Below are 18,799 nucleotides of genomic sequence, written 5' to 3' on the forward strand. Positions count from 1 at the left end.
AGTCTTTTACGTTATTGGAAGTCCGGCGTAACCTGCCCTTCATCGATTTCACCCACACCGGAGGACACGCGATGAAGGACATCATCGAAGGCTTTCTGAAGTTCCAGCGCGACGCCTATCCGGAGCGCGCCGCGCTGTTCCGCGATCTCGCGCGCAGCCAGAACCCGCGCGCGCTGTTCATCTCGTGCTCGGACAGCCGGCTCGTGCCCGAGCTCGTCACGCAGCGCGAACCGGGCGATCTGTTCGTGATCCGAAACGCCGGAAATATCGTGCCGTCGTACGGCCCCGAGCCGGGCGGCGTGTCGGCCTCGGTCGAATACGCGGTGGCCGCGCTGCGCGTGACCGACGTCGTGATCTGCGGGCATTCCGATTGCGGTGCGATGACCGCGATCGCGACCTGCCAGTGCATGGACCACATGCCGGCCGTCGGTCACTGGCTGCGCTACGCCGATTCGGCGCGCGTCGTGAACGAGGCGCGCATGCATCGCAGCGAACGCGAGCGGATCGACTCGATGGTGCGCGAGAACGTCGTCGCGCAACTCGCGAACCTGAAGACACACCCTGCCGTGCGACTCGCGCTGGAAGAAGGGCGTCTTGCGCTGCACGGCTGGGTCTACGACATCGAATCCGGCTGCATCGACGCCCACGACGGCGCGACCGGCCGGTTCGTCTCCCTGGCGGACCATCCCGACGTCCGCGCCACACCCGCGACGCTTCCCGTCGCGGCCTGAACCGTTCCTACCCAACCACGAGGTATTGCCATGATTCAGTCACAGCACAGTCAGACCGCCCGCCACGCGCTTGCGGAGACCGTCGTTCTCGCGAAGGCGCGCAAGAACCTGTCGTTCGCGCAGCTCACCGAAGGCACGGGCCTCAGCGAAGCGTTCGTCACGGCCGCGCTGCTCGGCCAGCACGCGCTGCCGGCTGGCGCCGCGCGCGTCGTTGCCGACAAGCTCGGCCTCGACGACGACGCGGTGCTGTTGCTGCAGACGATCCCGCTGCGCGGCAGCATCGACGATCGCGTGCCGACCGACCCGACCATTTACCGCTTCTACGAAATGCTGCAGGTGTACGGCACGACGCTGAAGGCGCTCGTCCACGAGAAGTTCGGCGACGGCATCATCAGCGCGATCAATTTCCGGCTCGACGTGAAGAAGGTCGACGATCCCGAAGGCGGTTCGCGCGCGGTGATCACGCTCGACGGCAAGTACCTGCCGACCAAGCCGTTCTGACTGTTCAGACGCCGGCGCGGCGTCGCGGACCGGCGGCGCCGCGCAGGTTCGCCCGACGTGAGTTGGCCATCGGCCGGCGCACGTTCCCGCCATTCCGTTTCAATGAGGACACAGTCATGGATTTTGTGAAACGCACGATCGATCTCGCGATGAAGAACGTGGAAGAGGGCGGACGCCCGTTCGCGACGGTGATCGTCCGCGACGGCGAGATCGTCGCGGAGAGCCCGAACCTCGTCGCGCAGACCAGCGACCCGACCGCGCATGCCGAGATTCTCGCGGTGCGCGATGCGTGCCGCAAGCTCGGCACCGAACACCTGACCGACTGCGAGATCTACATCCTCGCGAGCCCGTGCCCGATGTGCCTCGGATCGCTGTACTACTGCAGCCCGAAGCGCGTGATCTACATCACGACGCGCGAGGACTACGCGCCGTTCTACCGCGACGACCGCAAGTACTTCGAGCTCGACACGTTTTATGCCGAATATGCGAAGCCGATCGGCGAGCGGCGGCTGCCGATGGTGCAGCAGAAGCACGGCGACGCGATCGGCGTCTACCGGCGCTGGCAGGAACTGAACGCGAAGTGACGTGATCCGCGCGACGCACAGGTCGCACGGCGTAGCCGCCTCGGCTGCGCGTTTTCCCCATCCTTCGGTTCGCCCGGCGGCTTTCGTGCCGCCGGGTATGTCGTGCGCGAGCGGCGCAGCGTGATCGACATGAAGGCGGCGTTCGCGGTGGCGTGCGCCGACGCAACGCGACAACGTGCAACAAAGCGGCGGGCGCGCGATGCGCCCGCCGTTTGTGCTTTTGCAGCGGCTGCGCCGGTTGCACTCGATTCGGCCGCATGCCGGCGCGCGGGCGACGCGCTATAGTCGTGCGACGCCCGCAGGGTGCTGCACGCCCGGCGGCCTTTTCACGCACGCGTTCGCCCGATGACAGCCCATTCCGACGTCACCCTTCAATTGACCGACACCGAGCAGCCGGCCGCACGAGACTTCATCAGCCGCAAGCTCGGCGAATTCAACCACGCGATGACGGGGCGCGCCGATGCGGCCGCGCTCGACGTCTACGTGACCGATCCCGCGACCGGCGAGGTATTGGGCGGCCTCACCGGCCGGACTTCGCTCGGCCTGTTCTTCATCGATCTGTTCTACCTGCCCGAATCGCTGCGCGGCGGTGGATTCGGCAGCCGGCTGCTGCGCGAGGCCGAAGCGGAAGCGAAACGGCGCGGGTGCGCACGCGCGGTGCTGTACACGATCTCGTTCCAGGCGCCGGACTTCTACCGGAAGCAGGGTTACGAGACCTTCGGCGAAGTGCCGTGCAAGCCGGAAGGGACCGCACGCGTGTTCATGGTCAAGACGCTTTGAGCGCATTGTCGCGGCCACCGGCCTGTTCCTGACATCCGCCGACATCGTGAGCGGGTGGCGGAAAGCGCAATGCCCATCCCGCTCTTTGCCAATTACTTCAGGCTGGTCATTTCTCGCTCTCACATGTGATCCAGCGGGAATCGCATTTCGAATCTCTTGGCAAGCGAGCATCTTGGCTGGCCAGTAACCGGAAACGAGGTTGAACGCTCCGGTCGATTTTCGGCGTACGGCTCAGGAGCAATCGTTTACGTGGTCGTAGGGGGCTGATCGCGTCGCCTCCCGGAGCAACCGTTCAACGAAGACGGTGGCCGACGAGGCTTGATCGACCGCTTCGGGGCGGTAAGCGACATCCACGGGAATTCGAGATGAACCAAAAAAATAGTACCGGATTGAATGGGTCTTGCGGCAGCCCCATGATAATCGTAACATGGCCGTGTGATTTATCATGTCCATGTGATTCTCGCGCCCAAGTGATTTCTCATGGCCACGTGAGTATGAGATGAAGCCACTTTCAAGCGAATTGCCCGAACACCTCGCGCTCAACGCCTTCCACAACCTGTTCGAGGAAGCCGATGGCTGGAGCGTAATGGAAACTACGGAGCCTGATCACGTCGGGGACATCATCGTTGCCAACGATCAAGGCCCGTCGTACCTCGCGGTTCTCAAGGCGTTCAATGAGGGGCGCGCCGATCGTGTCACGGCATTCTTTGCTCAGGCACTCCTCGAGGCACGCACGCACGCGGAGCGGCAGGGGATGCGGCCCGCCGTCCTGATCTGGGTCGGTAGCGTTTCGCCGTCTCTCATTAACCGCTTGGTGGAATTCCACACGGCGTACGGCAATCGTGAACCATTCGCCGTGCTCTCGCCGGACGGGACTCGATATGTCCAATTCCCCGGCTTGGATATTTCTGAGCGTTCGAACCAACGGAATCGCTCCTACAGCAGCGGTCATAGCACCCAGCCGCGCCTGACATTCTCGGACCTTACCCAGTGGATGCTCAAACTTCTGCTGGCGACAGATATCAAGGGCGAAGGCCTGATCGGTGCCGAGCGCAAGCATTACGCCACCGCGACCGATCTCGCGCGCACGGCCGGCACCTCGGTCATGACGGCCACGCGGCTGATCCACGCCTTGAAGCGGGAAGGGTTCATTGAAACCAAGCCGTTCCTGAAGATCGTGCAGCGGGGAAAGCTCGCGAAACGATGGAAGAGTGAATACCAGAGGCCGCCGTTGGCGCTGCCCATGAAGTTCCTTTTGCCGGGAGCGCCCGATACACAGCTGCATAAGCTGCTCAAGAATGACCGCGGTGTTCTAGGCCTTTTTGCCGCAGCCGACGCGCTTGGTTTCGGACATGTGAAAGGTGTACCGCCGACGATCTGGGTTCATGACCTGATGGAGGCGGAGCACTGGCGACCGCTGCGCCGAGCCAAGGAGGGGGAGCGCCCTGATCTTGTCTTGCAGCAGACCGGTTTTCCCCAATCGTTGGACCGTGGCGTTGTTTACCGCGACGGTCTGCGGGTCACGGACATCATTCAAACCTGGCTCGATGTTTCGGCTCATCCGGCGCGAGGTGCGGAACAGGCTGCCGAACTGGAGCATGGCGTTCTTGCCGGCGTGGTTGGAGAAAACGTGTGAGCGAACTCGTCGAATTCAGTCATCTCGCGATGACTTTGGAACCGTGGCGCTCGAAGATCGTATTCGTCGGGGGCTGGGCTTTTCGGCTCTATCGATATGAACCGCGAGCCTATGAGCCCGAACACGAGCCGGTCTTCACCCAGGACGCCGACGTGGCATACGCGGAACACGACGCGCTCGAGGGAAGTATCTTGGCGGCCCTGGAGGGCGCAGGCTTCAAGGCGGAACCGACTCGCGGAGGTGATTTCCGGCCTCCAGCGACGCGCTACACACTCGGCGGGAACGCCAACGGGTTCTACGCCGAATTCCTGACTCCGCAGACCGGCAGCCCGAGGCGGCGCATCAAGGGCACCACGGAAACCGAACCTGATGCGACCGAGGCCAAAGCAGGTGTGGTCGCACAAAAACTGCGGCATCTTGAGGTACTGCTGTACGAGCCGTGGTTAGTGACGATTCCCGCGGAGGAGTCGGGCCTCGGCGAAGCGGTGCCGGACCTGCGCATCCCGAACCCCGTGAGTTTCATGGTCCAGAAGCTTCTGATCCGTGGCGATCGAGCCGTAGAAAAGCGGCCTCAGGACGTGCTCTACATCTACGATGCCATGTACACCTTCAGTGGCGCGATTGAAGACGACTTGGTCCGAATATGGAAGAACCTCGAGGGTACTCTGTCGGATAAGCAACAAAGGTCTGTTCGTGCCGGGGTCGACGAGTTATTTGCCGACGTGAACGACACCATCCGCGCCGCGGCCGAGATCGCGAAACCTGGTCGGCACATCGAACCGCAAGATATGCTCCGGCTGTGTCAGGACGGATTCCAAGCGCTTTTCGGCGGCGCCGTCTAGGCCTACCACCGCCCTGATCGCCGTTCCCGGTTGTGCGCGGAGGACATGTTATCTACCCGACGACTTCAGCTGATGAAGGGGCAGTCGTCGCGAAGATCAAATGAGCGCATTGTCGCGGCCACCGGCCTGTTCCTGACATCCGCCGACATCGCAAGCGGGTGGCGGCAAGCGCAATGCCCATCCCGCTCGCGAATCACCGCCCAGGCGTCGCGCGTTCGACGATCATGTCGTAGAGCGCCCGCGCCGCGGGCGACAGTTGTGCGCTCTTGCGCGTCACGAGCACGAGCGTGCGCGATACCGACGGTTCGACGAGCTCGATCGTGCGGATCATCGGATACGCGTTCTTCTGGATTGCGAGCTTCGGCACCACGGCTGCACCGAGCCCTTCGGCGACGAGCCCGAGCGCGGTCGAGCTGCGCTGCACTTCGTAGAACGAATGCAGCGACACGCCGCTGGTCTTCAGCGCGCCTTCGAGCAGCCCGCGATTGCCGCTCACTTCACCGGCGAAGATCAGCGGATGCGGTTGCAGTGCCGCCCAGCGGATGCGCCGCCGCTTCGCGAGCGGATGATCGTCGCGGCAGACAAGCACATACGGGTCGTGCGTGAGCGGCACGCTGACGAGTTCGGGGTGCTGGTCGCCGGCGATGCTGATGCCGAATTCGGCTTCGCGCCGCAGCACGGCCTGCAGCACCGACGCCGATGCGTGATCGAGGATCTTCACGCGATCGTGCGGCCGGTGACCGGAGAACGCGCGCAGGATGCGCGGCAGGTATTGCACGCCGACCGTCGGCACGCACGCGATCGTGACGTCGCCGCGCTGGCTCAGGCCCGTCTCGCGGATTTCGGTCAGCGCATCGGAAAGTTCGTTCAGCAGCCGCCGCGCCTGCGGCAGGAAGCGCAGGCCGATCTCGGTCAGCGTGGTGCGGCGCGTCGTGCGTTCGACCAGCGCGACGCCGAGAAACGACTCGAGCTTGCGCAGCCGCTGCGTGATTGCCGTTTGCGTCACGTGCAGCGTGTCGGCCGCTTGCCTGAAGCTGCCGCCGTCGGCGATCGCGACGAAAGCCTGTACACCGAGCGTATCGATCTTCATCAGAAATTTGAATCAATAACGATATTAAATTCATTTTACTGAAGCGCTGCGCCAGTCGCAGAATGCGCTGCATCGGCGGCCGCATGCATCCCGCACCCGAATTCGGCGACGCCGACCATGCCGACAAGGAGAACCATCGTGACGACCCCACTCGATCAATACGCGAGCCAGTACGTGCAATTCGAGGACGAACGTACGCGGCCGGTGCGCGACCTGCTGGCCGCCGTGCCGCGCACGCCGATCCGCACGGCGATCGACATCGGCTGCGGGCCCGGCAATTCGACGGAAGCGCTGATCGCACGCGCACCCGACGCGACGATCCACGGGATCGACGCGTCGGCGGACATGATCGAAGCCGCACGCAAGCGCCTGCCGGCACTACGTTTCGATATCGCCGATGTAGCCGCGTGGGACGATCCGGGTGGCTATGACCTGATCCTGTCGAACGCGGTGCTGCAATGGGTGCCCGCGCACGACACGCTGTTTCCGATGCTCGTCCGCCGGCTCGCGCCGGGCGGCCATCTCGCGGTACAGATGCCCGACAATCTCGACGAACCCGCGCACCGACTGATGCGCGAGGTCGCCGCGGCCGGGCCGTGGGCCGACAAGCTGAAAGGCGCGGCGCGCACCGAACGGTTCGACGCGCGTTACTACTACGCGCTGCTGTCGCCGCTGTGTTCGCGCGTGGACGTGTGGCGCACGACCTACTACCACCCGCTGCGCGGGGGCGCGGACGCGGTCGTCGAATGGTTCAAGGGCAGTGCGCTGCGGCCGTTCCTCGCGGCGCTCGATGACGGCGAACAGCGGGCGTTCCTCGCGCGTTATCGCGAGGCGCTCGCCGGTCCGAGCGGCTATCCGGCACTTGCCGACGGCACGGTGCTGCTGCCGTTCCCGCGCCTGTTCATCGTGGCGACGCGCAAGTGATGCGGCAATGACGCTGGCGACGGGCCGGTGGCCGGCAAGATTCACGCGCATGTCGTCGTGGCGGCAGGATGGAGGCGTCCCGGATTGCTCATATCAAATCGGCGTCGCTCGATTGCTCGCCAACCCTAAGTGTGTCGTCCCGCGGTTCGACTATGCTGAATTGACGGCAGCCCGGGCTTTGCGCCTCGACGCTGCGAACGGCGATGACGGGAGGGCACGATGACCGAGCAAAGCAACGTTCAACTGGTGCAACAGGCGTACGCGGCGTTCGGCAGGGCCGATATCGACGGCATCCTGCAGACGCTCTCCGAAAGCGTCGACTGGTTCATACCGGGGCCGATCGGCATGATTCCGTTCGCCGGCAGAAGACATGGGCCTCAGGAGGTCGCGGCGTTCTTCGGGGTGCTTGCATCGACGCAGACCGCGGAACGGTTCGAGCCGCTCGAGTTCATCGCCAGCGGCAACCGGGTCGTCGTGCTCGGCACACAACGCTGGTATGTCCATTCGACCGGGCGCACGTACGAGGACGAGTGGGTGCATCTGTTCACGATCGAAAACGGAAAGATCACGGCGTTTGTCGAGTATCACGATACCGAGGCGGAAGCGGCGGCACATCGGCAGTGACGGCGTTGCTCGCGCGCCGGCTGCCCGGGAATCCGGTGCGAATATTCCAGCCGCCCGCGCGAAGATTTTGAAGTCGCACCGTTGACATCGACGGATCTCGATGCGAGTGGCGCCGGCACATCGACGCGGCGCAACCGAAGGCGGCCGCGCAGTCAGTGTGCGGTTGCGGGCGGCACGGCGCCGTCGTGCGATCCGGCGGAAGGGAATGCGGTGGTGGCCGAACCCCACGCGGCGAGCTCGCGTTTCGTGCGCACGCCGAGCTTCGCGAACGCGCGCTTCACGTACGACTCGGCCGACGCGACGCGCACGCCGAGAATCCCGGCGGTTTCCGGTACGGTCTTGCCGGAGATCAGGTGCTTGCAGGTTTCGTATTCGCGCTTCGACAGCTTCACGCCGTCGGCCGCGATCCGCGCATCGAACTGCGCGAGCGGATGGACTTCGGGCGTCGGATGCGCGACGCGCCGCACGGCGGTGGTCGACGCATGCAGTTCGAGCAGCGGGAACAGCACGTCGCTGATGCTGCGGAAGCGGTTCATCTCGGCGAGCGTGAACGGCGGCCGGTCGCGGCCGCGCTCCAGCGCGATCGAATGCTGCGAATAGCGCGTGCCGCGCGCAAGCACGCATTCGTGCCCGATATGCACGTCGTCGAACAGCCGCTGGCGGAATTCGCCGGGCGGGATCGCCGCGATGTCGCGCACGACGAGCATCGTGCCCGTCTTGCCGCGCAGCCCCGCGAACAGCGGGTCGCTGTCGAGAAAGCGCTCGTAGTAGAGCGTCATCACGTCCGAGATGTCCGACGTCGCGGTGCCGATGCCGCTGCTGCCGATCCATTCGCATCGGTAGCCGGTGGGCATCGTGCGGTCGACGCGCGAGCGTTCGACGTGCGCGACGTCGAGCGGCACCACGTCGTTCAGCAGTTGCGTGAGGCGCGGCACGAAATGCGGCGTGCCGACCGTCTCGATCAACTCGCCCAGCGCCTTGAACGACACGTTGAATCGGTCATTGTCGCGGTGGAAGGGGTTCACGTTCGGCAGCATGCGGTTCCCCGGTGAGAGGCGGCGGGATTGTAGCGATTGCGGTGAAAAACGTCATTAAGGGGAAACACCGGCGGGCGTCCTGTCGGCCTGCCCGTCTGCGTCAAACATCGCTTTTCCCCCTGGGGGAAGATATACCGGGGCAGTGTAAATGAGTCACTGCTGTCTCTGCTTTTTTCAATCGAGAGACGAAAGATTCAGATGGTCAACATACGAAGCCGTTCCCGTCCCGGCGCGGCCGGATCATTTCGACGTCGGTGATGCACGGGCTGCCGAACGCGGTGCGCCGACGATGCCGGCCGGCTGCTGCATGCGAATTACTTGCTCGACGTGGCCGGCAATCCGCACGACCTCGCGCTCGACGGGTTTCAGCCGTTCCGACACGCAGGGCGAATGGCGTTGTGGCGAACGTTAGAGCCGTGATGCGAAGTGCGTCGACATTCGAACAGGCATCCCTATTAATGGGACGTTGCGCGTTCAATATGTGGGAAAGCCGCGCGAGGCGGGCAGGCCGGATGCGGTGCGTGTCAGCCGCCCGCGGGCATGGCGTCCTTCGCGCTGATCCAGCCCGTCACGGCGCCTACGCGCGGATTGCGATAGACGACCTTCAGCCACTTGAAGTCGGCAGTCGCGTCGACCAGTTCGAGCGTATCGCCCGCGACGACGTAGCGCCGCGTCGGCGCATCGTTCATGGCCTCGTGCAGCGGCACGCGCGCCGCGCGCACCTTGAACGTGACCTTGCCACCGCCGTAGGCCTGCGGGCGGCGCGACACGCGCTTACCGTGCTCGTCGTAGGTCAGCAGCATCGACGACGGGCCCGAATCGCCGTCGAGCAGGTCGCGCAGGTCGTCCGGCGTCGCTTCGCTGGACTGGTACAGATACATCCTGCCGCCGGCGTCGAAGCGGTACGCGTCGGTGTACCAGTTCGGGCCGCCGCGGCACGAGCTGTAAAGCGTGCGTTCCTTCGGCTTCGCTTCGACGTTGATCAGGCCGTCGCAGTTGCCGTGAGGCATGTCGCTCGCCGGCATTTGCAGCGGCTCGAACTGCTGGCGCGCGGCGTCATACAGGTAGATGCCGTAGTTTTCGTTGACCATGCCGAGCAGCGCGTGCGCCGCGAGATCGCGGTGGCCGTCGAAGTTGTAGTCGTCCGATGCGAGGCGGTAGCGGCCTTCCTCGTCGGTGGCGGTGACGTCGAGCATCTGGGTTTTCCCGCCCGGCAGGAAGCGGACCGTGATGTGCGCGCTGTCGGCGCGCTCGACGCGCGCCGTGACGGTGTCGTCGACCTTGAACGCGAGCAGCGGTTTGGCCGCGTGTGCGGCGGCCGGCATCGTTGCGCACGCAACGAGCAGCAGAGCGGCGACGCGCGGAAACGGTCGGAATCGCAGGGATCGCGTCATGAGCGGGTGTCGGAAAGAAGGTCGAGAATGGGCGTGCATGCGACCGGTTAGCCGCCCGCGCTTTCGTCGCGATAACCGCTCTTGCCGACGAAGATCTCCTTCAGCGCCGCACGCAGCGCAACCGGATCATATTGGCCTGGCGCGAGATGGATCACGTAACGCGTTTGACCGTCGAGACGCGCGGCGATGCCCGGTTCGATCTCGACATCGACCGAGTCGTCCGTCAGGCGCACCGACAGATCCTTGACGCGCAGGTTGATCTGGTCGCGCACCATCACTTCGATCAGCGTGTCGTCCGGAAAGCGCGACAGCGCGAAGCAATAATCCTGCTCCGCGTCGTGACAGTAGATGCTGGCGAAGCTTTCGTCGTCGTCGAGGTCGGACGTTGCCGCGCCGACGGTAGCGTGAAGGTCCATGAACGTAGGTTCCTGCGTAATAGGTTATCGGGGGGAGCGGCTTGCAGTTTCGATCGCAGCCGCGGCTTCGGGCGTCGCGCCGGTATCGCACGACGCATCGGCATCGCGCGCCTTCAGCCACAGCCCGAATTCGCGCATCACTTCGACGACTGGCCGCAGCCGGTCGCCGTCCGCGGTCAGATCGTACTCGACGCGCACCGGCACTTCAGGATAGACGGTCCGCCGCACGAGGCCCGCGTCTTCGAGCGCGCGCAGGTCGAGCGTCAGCATGCGCTGCGAGATGCCAGGCATGTCGCGGCGCAGGTCGCTGAAGCGCCGCGGCCCGTCGAGCAGATACGACACCAGCAGCAGCCGCCAGCGGCCGCCGAGCAGGCGCATCGCTTCTTCAACGGAACATCCAGTCGCACTCGTTTTCATCCTGCTGAACCCTGGTCGGTAAATTTTTTGTGACTACGGCACAAACGACTGCCGTCTTCCCGGCCGTGCGTCGATGCGAGATATTAGCGTCCGCGTCGCGGCGAATCGATACACGGACAACGAAACGAAGGAAACGCATGAAGCTCTATCACGCTCCCGGAAGCTGTTCGCAGGCGATCCGCATCGTGCTGCACGAAGGCGACATCGACGCGCAGATCGTCAACGTCGACGCGCGCAAGCATGTCGTCGAAGGCGGACGCAACTACTATGACGTGACCGAACTCGGCTACGTGCCGCTGCTCGAACTCGACGACGGCACGATGCTGCGCGAAGGGCCGGTGATCGCGCAGTATCTCGCGGATCTGCGCCCGGAAGCCGCGCTCGCGCCCGCGTACGGCACGCTCGCGCGCTACCGGCTGATGGAATGGCTCAACTTCCTCGGCACCGAGATCCACAAGGGTTTCATCCCGCTGCTGTACGCGGTGCAGGCGGGGAAGTACGTAGAGCCGGCGCGGCAGAAGCTCGACAGCCGCTTTGCATGGATCGACCGTCAGCTCGACGGCAAGACGTTCGTTACGGGCGACACGTTCACCGTCGCCGATGCGTACCTGTTCGCGCTGACGGGCTGGGGCAAGGCCGACTGGATGCGTTCGGTGTACAACGCGGATATCGACCTGAGCCGGTATGCGCATCTGCGCGCGTGGTACGAGCGCGTTCGCGAGCGGCCGGCGGTGCAGGCCGTGCTGGCGGCGGACGGCCTGTCGCGGTAGCGCGCAGAGACGGTCGCGGATACGGTGCGTCATCCCGCCGCACCGCGACCGTTCCTTCATATCGACGCGCCGCCACGCAGCAAAAATGCCGCGCTATAATCGCCGCCATGAAACTGCTTCGGACCTTCATCCTGCTGCTGCTTTGCGCGGTGCTGCCCATCAGCGGGCTGGCAGCGAGCGGCCTGACCGGTGAATGTCCGATGCAGCACACGATGTCGATGGAAGCGGATACCGGCATGAAGATGTCCGCCGACATGAGCGATTGCGATTCGATGAAGTCGCCCGCCGCCGACAGCGCGAAAGCGAAGGCCAAAGCCAAGGGCATGGCCTGCAAGGTGACGGCCCAATGCCAGTTCGGCAGTCTCTATCACCCTGCCGCCCGCGTCGACGTCACCCGTCCCGCTGCATTCGCCAGCACGATCGTCTTCCACTACACGCAGTCCGTCCCGGTCCGCGACCCGAGCGGGTTGTGGCGCCCTCCACGCATTAGCTGATCCCGTCCGACCGGTTCACCGCCCAGGCGGTGAGGTTCGTCCTGTGCTCAGGACGTGGAATCCCTTTGGGTTCCGACGTTGGGGTTAGACCATGTCATTCGATTTCGGCACGCCGCGCATGCGGCGTGCGTGTCGGCGCGCGCCCGTGCTGTGGGCCGCGCTGCTGGCGGCGGGCGCCGTTCACGCGCAGCAGTCGCCTTTCACGCTGGACGCCGCGCTGCAGTCCGCCACCGATCATTCCGCTTCGATGCAGGCCGCGCAGGCCTCGGTGCACGCGAGTTCGGAAGCAGCCGCCAAGGCCGGCCAGTTGCCGGACCCGATGCTCAAGGCCGGCATCGACAACCTGCCGGTCAACGGCGGGCAACGCTTCACCGTCGGCCAGGACTTCATGACGATGCGTCGCATCGGCATCGAGCAGGAATGGGTGTCCGGCGACAAGCGGCGGCTGCGCTCGGCGCTGGCCGACGAGCAGGTCGGCCGCGAACGCGCGGGCTATCTCGTGCAGCTCGCCGCCGTGCGCCGGCAGACCGCGACGGCCTGGCTCGACGCCGTCTACGCAAAGCAGGCGCTCGCGCTTCAGCAGGCGCTGCTCGCGCACATGAACCATGAACTCGACGCGACGCAGGCGTCGTATCGTGGCGCGAAGGCGAGTGTGGGCGATGTCGTGCAGGCCCGCGCGATGCTCGCGCAAACGCAGGATCAGGTGCTCAAGGCGCAGCAGGCGTATCGCTCCGCACTCATCGCGCTTGCCCGCTGGACGGCCACGCCGGTTGCGGACGTGACGGGCACACCGCCCGCGCCCGAATCCTTCGTGTCTTCGCTGCCGCCTGACGAACTGCGTCTGTCGCAACCGGCGCTCGTCGCCGCCGCAGGCGACATCGCGGTCGCCGAAGCCGACACCGCGGTCGCGAACAGCGAGCGCAGCCCGAACTGGACGTGGGAGATCGCGTACCAGCAGCGCGGCGGCGCGTATTCGAACATGGTGTCGATCGGTGTCTCGATCCCACTGCCGCTCAACCGCAAGAACCGCCAGAACCGCGACGTCGCCGAGAAGGCCGCGCTCGCGACGAAGGCGCGGCTGATGTACGAGGACACGTTGCGTCAGGTGCAGGCCGATATCCGCACGCAGTCCGAAACGCTGGCGAGCGGCCGCGAACGCATCGCGAACCTGAGCGCGGCGCTACTGCCTGCCGCCGATCAGCGCGTGCAGCTCGCCAGCGCCGCCTACCGGGCCGGCACGGGTTCGCTTGCCGACACGTTCGCCGCGCGGCGCGCGCAACTGGAAGCGCAGTTGCAGGTGCTCGATCTCAGGCGCGACGTGTCGCAGACCTGGGCGCAGCTCGAATATCAGGTCGTGCCGGCGACGCTGGCCGCCGCGCAGTGAAGGAGAACCTCATGACGAAGCAATCACTGGCGCGCGCGGCGCTGTTGACGTTTGCCGCCGCGGCGCTGCTCGGCGCCGGCTATTTCGCGGGCGTCCGCCATGCGGCGGTCGGAACGGGGGCGGTCGCAGCGCCCGCTGTCGAACCAGCCGGCGAGACCGATCCAAAGGCGGGACGCAAGGTGCTGTACTGGCACGACCCGATGGTGCCGAACCAGCACTTCGACAAGCCGGGCAAATCGCCGTTCATGGACATGCAGTTGCAGCCCGTCTATGCGGACGAAGGCGGAGGTTCGTCGGGAATCCGGATCGATCCGGGACTGCAGCAGAACCTCGGCATTCGCTATGCGACCGTCCGACGCCAGCAGACAGCAGCCGGATTCGACGCGGTTGGCACCACGCAGTTCGACGAATCGCGCGCGGACGTTGTCCAGTCGCGCGTCACCGGCTACATCGACCGTCTCTATGCGCGCGCGCCGATGCAGCGCATCGCGAAGGGCGCGCCGGTCGCGTCGCTGTTCGTGCCGGACTGGCTCGCGCCGCAGGAGGAATATCTCGCGCTCAAGCGCGGCGGGATGGACGGCAGCCTGCTCGATGCGTCGCGTGCACGCATGCGGGCGCTGTCGATTCCCGACGGCATGATCGCGAACCTCGATCGCACCGGCCGCGCGCAGACGCACATCGTGCTGAGCGCGCCGGAAACCGGTGTCGTCAGCGAGTTGAACGTGCGGGACGGCGCGATGGTCGCGCCCGGGCAGACGCTCGCGAAGATCGCCGGGCTGTCGACGCTGTGGCTCATCGTCGAGGTGCCGGAAGCGCTCGCGCTGAACGTGCGGCCGGGGATGTCGGTCGACGCGACGTTCGCGGGCGATCCGGCGCGGCACTTCACCGGGCGCATCCGAGAAGTGCTGCCCGGCATCAGCACGGGCAGCCGCACGCTGCAGGCGCGCGTGGAGATCGACAACGCAGCGCTGAAGCTCACGCCAGGCATGCTGATGCGCGTGCGCGTCGCCGCGAAGGAGTCGGTGTCGCGCCTGCTCGTGCCGTCCGAAGCGGTGATCGCGACCGGCAAGCGTACGATCGTCATCGTGAAGAACGGCGACGGCAGGCTTCAGCCGGTGTCGGTGACGGTGGGCAACGACGCGGGCGGCGACACGGAAGTGCTCGACGGGTTGAACGAAGGCGATACGGTCGTCGCATCGGGGCAGTTCCTGATCGATTCCGAGGCCAGCCTGAAAAGCGTGCTGCCGAAGCTGGAGCGGGCCGCGGGAGCAAGCACGCCGGCATCGTCCGTAGCGGCAGCGGCGCCGATCTACGAAACCACCGGCAAGGTCGAGAAGGTCACGGCCGACGACATCACGTTCTCGCATCAGCCGGTTCCGGCGCTCGGCTGGGGCGCGATGACGATGGCGTTCGGCAAGCCGTCGGCACGGGCGTTCCCGGACGTGAAGCCGGGCCAGACCGTGCGCTTCGCGTTCACGCAGACCGACGGCGGCTACCGGCTGACGAAGGTCGAGCCGCAAGGAGGTGGGCAATGATCGCGCGCATCATTCGCTGGTCCGTCCGCAACCGATTTCTCGTGCTGCTGGCCACCATGTTGATCGCCGCATGGGGCGTTCATTCGCTGCGGCAGACGCCGCTCGATGCGTTGCCCGACCTGTCGGACACACAGGTGATCGTGAAGGCGTCGTATCCGGGCAAGGCGCCGCAGGTCGTCGAGGATCAGGTCACCTATCCGCTGACGACGACGCTGCTCGGCGTGCCCGGCGCGAAAACCGTCCGCGCGTACTCGTCGTTCGGCGACGCATTCGTCTACGTGCTGTTCGACGACCGCACCGATCCGTACTGGGCGCGTTCGCGCGTGCTCGAATACCTGAGCCAGGTGCAGAGCCGGCTGCCGGCGGGCGCGACCGTGTCGCTCGGGCCGGATGCGACCGGCGTCGGCTGGGTGTACGAGTACGCGCTCGTCGACCGCACCGGCCATCACGATCTCGGGCAACTGCGCGCGCTCAACGACTGGTTCCTGAAGTTCGAGCTGAAGGCGGTGCCGGACGTATCGGAAGTCGCGAGCATCGGCGGCATGGTGCGCCAGTATCAGGTCGTGCTCGATCCCGACAAGCTGCGCGCGTACGGGATCACGCAGGCGGCGGTGGCGGACGCGCTTCGCCAGGCCAATCAGGAGTCCGGCGGATCGGTCGTCGAGCTGGCCGAGTCGGAGTACATGGTGCGTTCGTCCGGCTACCTGCGCACGCTCGACGATTTCCGGCACGTCGTGCTGCGCACCGACGACGCGGGCACACCGGTGCTGCTCGGCGACGTCGCGCGGATCCAGGTCGGCCCGGCGATGCGGCGCGGGATCGCGGAGCTGAACGGGCAGGGCGAGGTGACGGGCGGCGTGATCGTGATGCGCTCGGGCAAGAACGCACTCACGACGATCGACGCGGTGAAGGCGAAGCTCGCCGACCTGAAGCGTTCGCTGCCGCCCGGCGTCGAGATCGTCACGACCTACGATCGCTCGCAACTGATCGAGCGTGCGGTGGGCAACCTGAAGGACAAGCTGATCGAGGAATTCGTGATCGTCGGCATCGTCTGCGCGGTGTTCCTGTTCCATCTGCGCAGCGCGTTCGTCGCGATCCTGTCGCTGCCGCTCGGCGTGCTGGCCGCGTTCATCGTGATGCGCTACCAGGGCGTGAACGCGAACCTGATGTCGCTCGGCGGGATCGCGATCGCGATCGGCGCGATGATCGATGCGGCGATCGTGATGATCGAGAACGCGCACAAGCATCTGGAAGCATACGACCACGCGCATCCCGGCGAGCCGATCACGACCGCGCGCCGTTGGGAACTCGTCGCGGCGTCGGCGGCGGAAGTCGGGCCGGCACTGTTCTTCTCGCTGCTGATCATCACGCTGTCGTTCATTCCGGTGTTTTCGCTGGAAGGGCAGGAGGGCAAGCTGTTCGCGCCGCTTGCGTTCACGAAGACCTACACGATCGCCGCGGCCGCCGGGCTGTCGGTCACGCTGGTGCCCGTGCTGATGGGCTATCTCGTGCGCGGCCGCATTCCGCACGAGCACGCGAACCCGATCAACCGCGTGCTGATCCGCCTCTACCGCCCGCTGCTCGAAGCGACGCTGCGGCGCCCGTGGTTCGCGATCGGCGTCGCCATCGTCGCGCTCGTGCTGACGGCCGTGCCGTTGTCGCGGCTCGGCGGCGAATTCATGCCGCCGCTCGACGAAGGCGACCTGCTGTACATGCCGACTGCGCTGCCGGGCATCTCGGCCGACAAGGCGAGCGAGCTGCTGCAGCAGACCGACCGGCTGATCAAGACCGTGCCCGAGGTCGACACCGTGTTCGGCAAATCGGGACGCGCGGATACCGCGACCGACCCGGCGCCGCTCGAGATGTTCGAGACGACGATCCGCTTCAAGCCGCGCAGCGCATGGCGGCCCGGCATGACGCCGGAGAAGCTCGTCGACGAACTCGATCGCACGGTGAAGGTGCCGGGCCTGTCGAACGTCTGGGTGCCGCCGATCCGCAACCGGCTCGACATGCTGTCCACCGGCATCAAGACGCCAGTCGGCGTGAAGATCTCCGGGCCGGACCTGACGGGGATCGACGCGATCGCGACGCAGGTCGAGGCAGCTGTGAAGCACGTGCCGGGCGTCACGTCCGCGCTCGCGGAGCGGCTGAACGGCGGCCGCTACATCGACGTCGACATCGACCGGCTCGCCGCCGCGCGCTACGGGCTGTCGGTCGCCGATATCCAGTCGGTCGTGTCGTCGGCGGTCGGCGGCGAGGACGTCGGCGAAGTGATCGCGGGGCGCGAGCGTTTCCCGATCAACATCCGCTATCCGCGCGAGATTCGCGATTCGCTCGAGAACCTGCGGCAACTGCCGGTCGTCACGGCACGCGGCGCGCAAATCCGCCTCGGCGACGTCGCGCGCATCGCGATCGCCGATGGTCCGCCGATGATCCGCAGCGAAAACGCGCGGCTGTCCGGCTACGTGTATGTCGACCTTCGCGGCACGGATCTGAGCACGGCGGTTCGCGCGATGCAGCAGGCCGTCGCGCAACAGGTCGCATTGCCGCCCGGCTATTCGATCGCGTGGTCCGGGCAGTTCGAGTATCTCGAACGCGCGGCGGCGACGCTGCGCACCGTCGTGCCGGTGACGCTCGTCGTGATCTTTCTGCTGCTGTTCCTCACGTTCGGCTCGGCGGCCGATGCGCTGCTGCTGATGTCGACGGTGCCGTTCGCGCTGGTCGGCGGCTTCTGGCTCGTGTGGGGGCTCGGCCATGCGGTGTCCGTTGCGACGTCGGTCGGTTTTATCGCGCTCGCGGGCGTGGCCGCCGAATTCGGCGTCGTGATGCTGCTGTACCTGAAAGGCGCGCTGACGCGCCGGCTCGACGCCGGCGAACCGCTGACCGATGCGCTGCTGCTCGATGCGATTCGCGAAGGCGCGGTGCTGCGCGTGCGGCCCAAGGCGATGACGGTTGCCGTCGTGCTCGCCGGCCTCGTGCCGATCATGGTCGGGCACGGCGCCGGCTCCGAAGTCATGCAGCGCATCGCCGCGCCGATGGTCGGCGGCATGGTCACCGCGCCGCTGCTGTCGATGTTCGTCATTCCCGCCGCGTGGCTTCTGCTTCAGCGCCGCCGTGTGCGACGCGCGAGCGATGCGCGGCATTCCGATGCAGTTCCTCACGGCATGAACGTGCCATCCACCCAAACCGGAGAATCACGATGAAGAAACTGATTGCTACCACCGCTGCCGTTCTCGCGATCGGCGCTCTTGCAACGCCGGCCTTTGCCGCCGGCGACATGTCGGGCATGGACATGTCCGGCATGAAGATGTCGTCCGATGGCTCGGCCGAGTCGAATGCCGCGCTGACCGATGCCGAAGTGAAGAAGGTCGATGCCGCGACCGGCAAGGTCACGCTGAAGCACGGCGCGCTCGACAACGTCGGGATGCCGCCGATGACGATGGCGTTCAAGGCGAAGGACGCGGCCATGCTCGCGCAGGTGCATGCGGGCGACAAGGTCAAGGTCCGGATCGAGAACGTCAACGGCACGATGACGATCGTCAAGCTGGTGAAGGCATCCTGATCGTCCGGATGCGGGTGTTGCTTTCGCCCGCATCCGTGCAACGATGCACACCGTGCCGGCGCGGCGGACGTTGCCGCG

The 18,799-nt window shown here is 65.8% G+C and carries 19 protein-coding genes; 14 read left to right on the top strand and 5 right to left on the bottom strand.

The genetic code is table 11. The features are described from left to right. Positions 1-71: 71 nt before the first annotated feature. The 6 genes from FPJ27_RS05725 (at position 72) to FPJ27_RS05750 (ending at position 5,074) form a co-directional block, all read left to right on the top strand. A complete protein-coding gene (locus FPJ27_RS05725; RefSeq protein WP_072438270.1) occupies positions 72-731 on the top strand; it encodes a carbonic anhydrase in 660 nt (219 codons plus the stop codon). 30 nt (positions 732-761) lie between these two features. Beyond that, positions 762-1,232 carry a cyanase gene (cynS, locus tag FPJ27_RS05730; protein WP_072438272.1) on the top strand — a complete coding sequence of 157 codons (471 nt, stop codon included), beginning with the start codon at positions 762-764 and terminating at the stop codon, positions 1,230-1,232. A 116-nt stretch (positions 1,233-1,348) separates the two neighbouring features. Then, a complete protein-coding gene (locus tag FPJ27_RS05735) occupies positions 1,349-1,816 on the top strand; it encodes a nucleoside deaminase (RefSeq protein ID WP_034181908.1) in 468 nt (155 codons plus the stop codon). A gap of 345 nt (positions 1,817-2,161) precedes the next feature. Beyond that, positions 2,162-2,596, top strand: coding sequence for a GNAT family N-acetyltransferase (locus tag FPJ27_RS05740; protein ID WP_204422287.1), 435 nt, complete (start codon positions 2,162-2,164; stop codon positions 2,594-2,596). Positions 2,597-3,095: 499 nt separating this feature from the next. After that, entirely contained in the window at positions 3,096-4,232 is a 1,137-nt protein-coding gene (locus tag FPJ27_RS05745; RefSeq protein WP_204422288.1) for a helix-turn-helix domain-containing protein, read from the top strand. Next, entirely contained in the window at positions 4,229-5,074 is an 846-nt protein-coding gene (locus FPJ27_RS05750) for a GSU2403 family nucleotidyltransferase fold protein (RefSeq protein ID WP_204422289.1), read from the top strand. The genes FPJ27_RS05745 and FPJ27_RS05750 overlap by 4 nt, the downstream gene beginning before the upstream one ends. A gap of 193 nt (positions 5,075-5,267) precedes the next feature. On the opposite strand, the gene FPJ27_RS05755 is transcribed toward FPJ27_RS05750, so the two are convergent. Next, the gene (locus FPJ27_RS05755) at positions 5,268-6,164 is read right to left on the bottom strand and encodes a LysR family transcriptional regulator (protein ID WP_072438283.1); all 897 of its coding nucleotides are present in this window, start codon (positions 6,162-6,164) and stop codon (positions 5,268-5,270) included. A 138-nt stretch (positions 6,165-6,302) separates the two neighbouring features. Between FPJ27_RS05755 and tam the strand changes: the two genes are divergently transcribed. Further along, on the top strand, positions 6,303-7,088 hold the full coding sequence (gene tam, locus FPJ27_RS05760; protein ID WP_204422290.1) for a trans-aconitate 2-methyltransferase: 786 nt from the start codon (positions 6,303-6,305) through the stop codon (positions 7,086-7,088). Between the two features lie 219 nt (positions 7,089-7,307). Continuing rightward, positions 7,308-7,712, top strand: a complete 405-nt coding sequence (locus FPJ27_RS05765) for a nuclear transport factor 2 family protein (protein WP_204422291.1) — start codon at positions 7,308-7,310, stop codon at positions 7,710-7,712. 152 nt (positions 7,713-7,864) lie between these two features. On the opposite strand, the gene FPJ27_RS05770 is transcribed toward FPJ27_RS05765, so the two are convergent. From FPJ27_RS05770 to FPJ27_RS05785, 4 genes are all read right to left on the bottom strand, one after another. Next, entirely contained in the window at positions 7,865-8,749 is an 885-nt protein-coding gene (locus FPJ27_RS05770) for a helix-turn-helix transcriptional regulator (protein ID WP_204422292.1), read from the bottom strand. Between the two features lie 524 nt (positions 8,750-9,273). Next, on the bottom strand, positions 9,274-10,143 hold the full coding sequence (locus FPJ27_RS05775; protein WP_204422293.1) for a hypothetical protein: 870 nt from the start codon (positions 10,141-10,143) through the stop codon (positions 9,274-9,276). 47 nt (positions 10,144-10,190) lie between these two features. Beyond that, positions 10,191-10,559, bottom strand: coding sequence for a hypothetical protein (locus tag FPJ27_RS05780; protein WP_204422294.1), 369 nt, complete (start codon positions 10,557-10,559; stop codon positions 10,191-10,193). Between the two features lie 24 nt (positions 10,560-10,583). Continuing rightward, a complete protein-coding gene (locus FPJ27_RS05785) occupies positions 10,584-10,976 on the bottom strand; it encodes a helix-turn-helix domain-containing protein (RefSeq protein ID WP_072438298.1) in 393 nt (130 codons plus the stop codon). A gap of 137 nt (positions 10,977-11,113) precedes the next feature. Between FPJ27_RS05785 and FPJ27_RS05790 the strand changes: the two genes are divergently transcribed. The 6 genes from FPJ27_RS05790 to FPJ27_RS05815 all read left to right on the top strand — a co-directional run bounded on the left by FPJ27_RS05790 (position 11,114) and on the right by FPJ27_RS05815 (position 18,721). Continuing rightward, positions 11,114-11,746, top strand: a complete 633-nt coding sequence (locus tag FPJ27_RS05790; RefSeq protein WP_034181918.1) for a glutathione S-transferase C-terminal domain-containing protein — start codon at positions 11,114-11,116, stop codon at positions 11,744-11,746. 107 nt (positions 11,747-11,853) lie between these two features. Then, entirely contained in the window at positions 11,854-12,240 is a 387-nt protein-coding gene (locus tag FPJ27_RS05795) for a hypothetical protein (RefSeq protein WP_175960385.1), read from the top strand. Between the two features lie 91 nt (positions 12,241-12,331). After that, on the top strand, positions 12,332-13,624 hold the full coding sequence (locus FPJ27_RS05800) for a TolC family protein (protein ID WP_204422295.1): 1,293 nt from the start codon (positions 12,332-12,334) through the stop codon (positions 13,622-13,624). An 11-nt stretch (positions 13,625-13,635) separates the two neighbouring features. Next, complete coding sequence (locus FPJ27_RS05805) at positions 13,636-15,159, top strand: efflux RND transporter periplasmic adaptor subunit (RefSeq protein WP_204422296.1); 1,524 nt, start codon at positions 13,636-13,638, stop codon at positions 15,157-15,159. Further along, positions 15,156-18,362 carry an efflux RND transporter permease subunit gene (locus FPJ27_RS05810; protein ID WP_204422297.1) on the top strand — a complete coding sequence of 1,069 codons (3,207 nt, stop codon included), beginning with the start codon at positions 15,156-15,158 and terminating at the stop codon, positions 18,360-18,362. Before FPJ27_RS05805 ends, FPJ27_RS05810 begins: the two co-directional genes overlap by 4 nt. Next, positions 18,353-18,721, top strand: coding sequence for a copper-binding protein (locus FPJ27_RS05815; RefSeq protein ID WP_204423068.1), 369 nt, complete (start codon positions 18,353-18,355; stop codon positions 18,719-18,721). Before FPJ27_RS05810 ends, FPJ27_RS05815 begins: the two co-directional genes overlap by 10 nt. Positions 18,722-18,799: the final 78 nt, after the last annotated feature.

It is taken from the genome of Burkholderia sp. MS455 (assembly GCF_016899445.1).
GTDB lineage: Bacteria > Pseudomonadota > Gammaproteobacteria > Burkholderiales > Burkholderiaceae > Burkholderia > Burkholderia pyrrocinia_C.

Coding starts and splice junctions, on each gene's coding strand:
- FPJ27_RS05725 (WP_072438270.1), top strand. CDS start 72: ATGAAGGACATCATCGAAGGCTTTCTGAAGTTCCAGCGCGACGCCTAT.
- cynS (WP_072438272.1), top strand. CDS start 762: ATGATTCAGTCACAGCACAGTCAGACCGCCCGCCACGCGCTTGCGGAG.
- FPJ27_RS05735 (WP_034181908.1), top strand. CDS start 1,349: ATGGATTTTGTGAAACGCACGATCGATCTCGCGATGAAGAACGTGGAA.
- FPJ27_RS05740 (WP_204422287.1), top strand. CDS start 2,162: ATGACAGCCCATTCCGACGTCACCCTTCAATTGACCGACACCGAGCAG.
- FPJ27_RS05745 (WP_204422288.1), top strand. CDS start 3,096: ATGAAGCCACTTTCAAGCGAATTGCCCGAACACCTCGCGCTCAACGCC.
- FPJ27_RS05755 (WP_072438283.1), bottom strand. CDS start 6,164: ATGAAGATCGATACGCTCGGTGTACAGGCTTTCGTCGCGATCGCCGAC.
- FPJ27_RS05765 (WP_204422291.1), top strand. CDS start 7,308: ATGACCGAGCAAAGCAACGTTCAACTGGTGCAACAGGCGTACGCGGCG.
- FPJ27_RS05770 (WP_204422292.1), bottom strand. CDS start 8,749: ATGCTGCCGAACGTGAACCCCTTCCACCGCGACAATGACCGATTCAAC.
- FPJ27_RS05775 (WP_204422293.1), bottom strand. CDS start 10,143: ATGACGCGATCCCTGCGATTCCGACCGTTTCCGCGCGTCGCCGCTCTG.
- FPJ27_RS05780 (WP_204422294.1), bottom strand. CDS start 10,559: ATGGACCTTCACGCTACCGTCGGCGCGGCAACGTCCGACCTCGACGAC.
- FPJ27_RS05785 (WP_072438298.1), bottom strand. CDS start 10,976: ATGAAAACGAGTGCGACTGGATGTTCCGTTGAAGAAGCGATGCGCCTG.
- FPJ27_RS05790 (WP_034181918.1), top strand. CDS start 11,114: ATGAAGCTCTATCACGCTCCCGGAAGCTGTTCGCAGGCGATCCGCATC.
- FPJ27_RS05795 (WP_175960385.1), top strand. CDS start 11,854: ATGAAACTGCTTCGGACCTTCATCCTGCTGCTGCTTTGCGCGGTGCTG.
- FPJ27_RS05800 (WP_204422295.1), top strand. CDS start 12,332: ATGTCATTCGATTTCGGCACGCCGCGCATGCGGCGTGCGTGTCGGCGC.
- FPJ27_RS05805 (WP_204422296.1), top strand. CDS start 13,636: ATGACGAAGCAATCACTGGCGCGCGCGGCGCTGTTGACGTTTGCCGCC.
- FPJ27_RS05810 (WP_204422297.1), top strand. CDS start 15,156: ATGATCGCGCGCATCATTCGCTGGTCCGTCCGCAACCGATTTCTCGTG.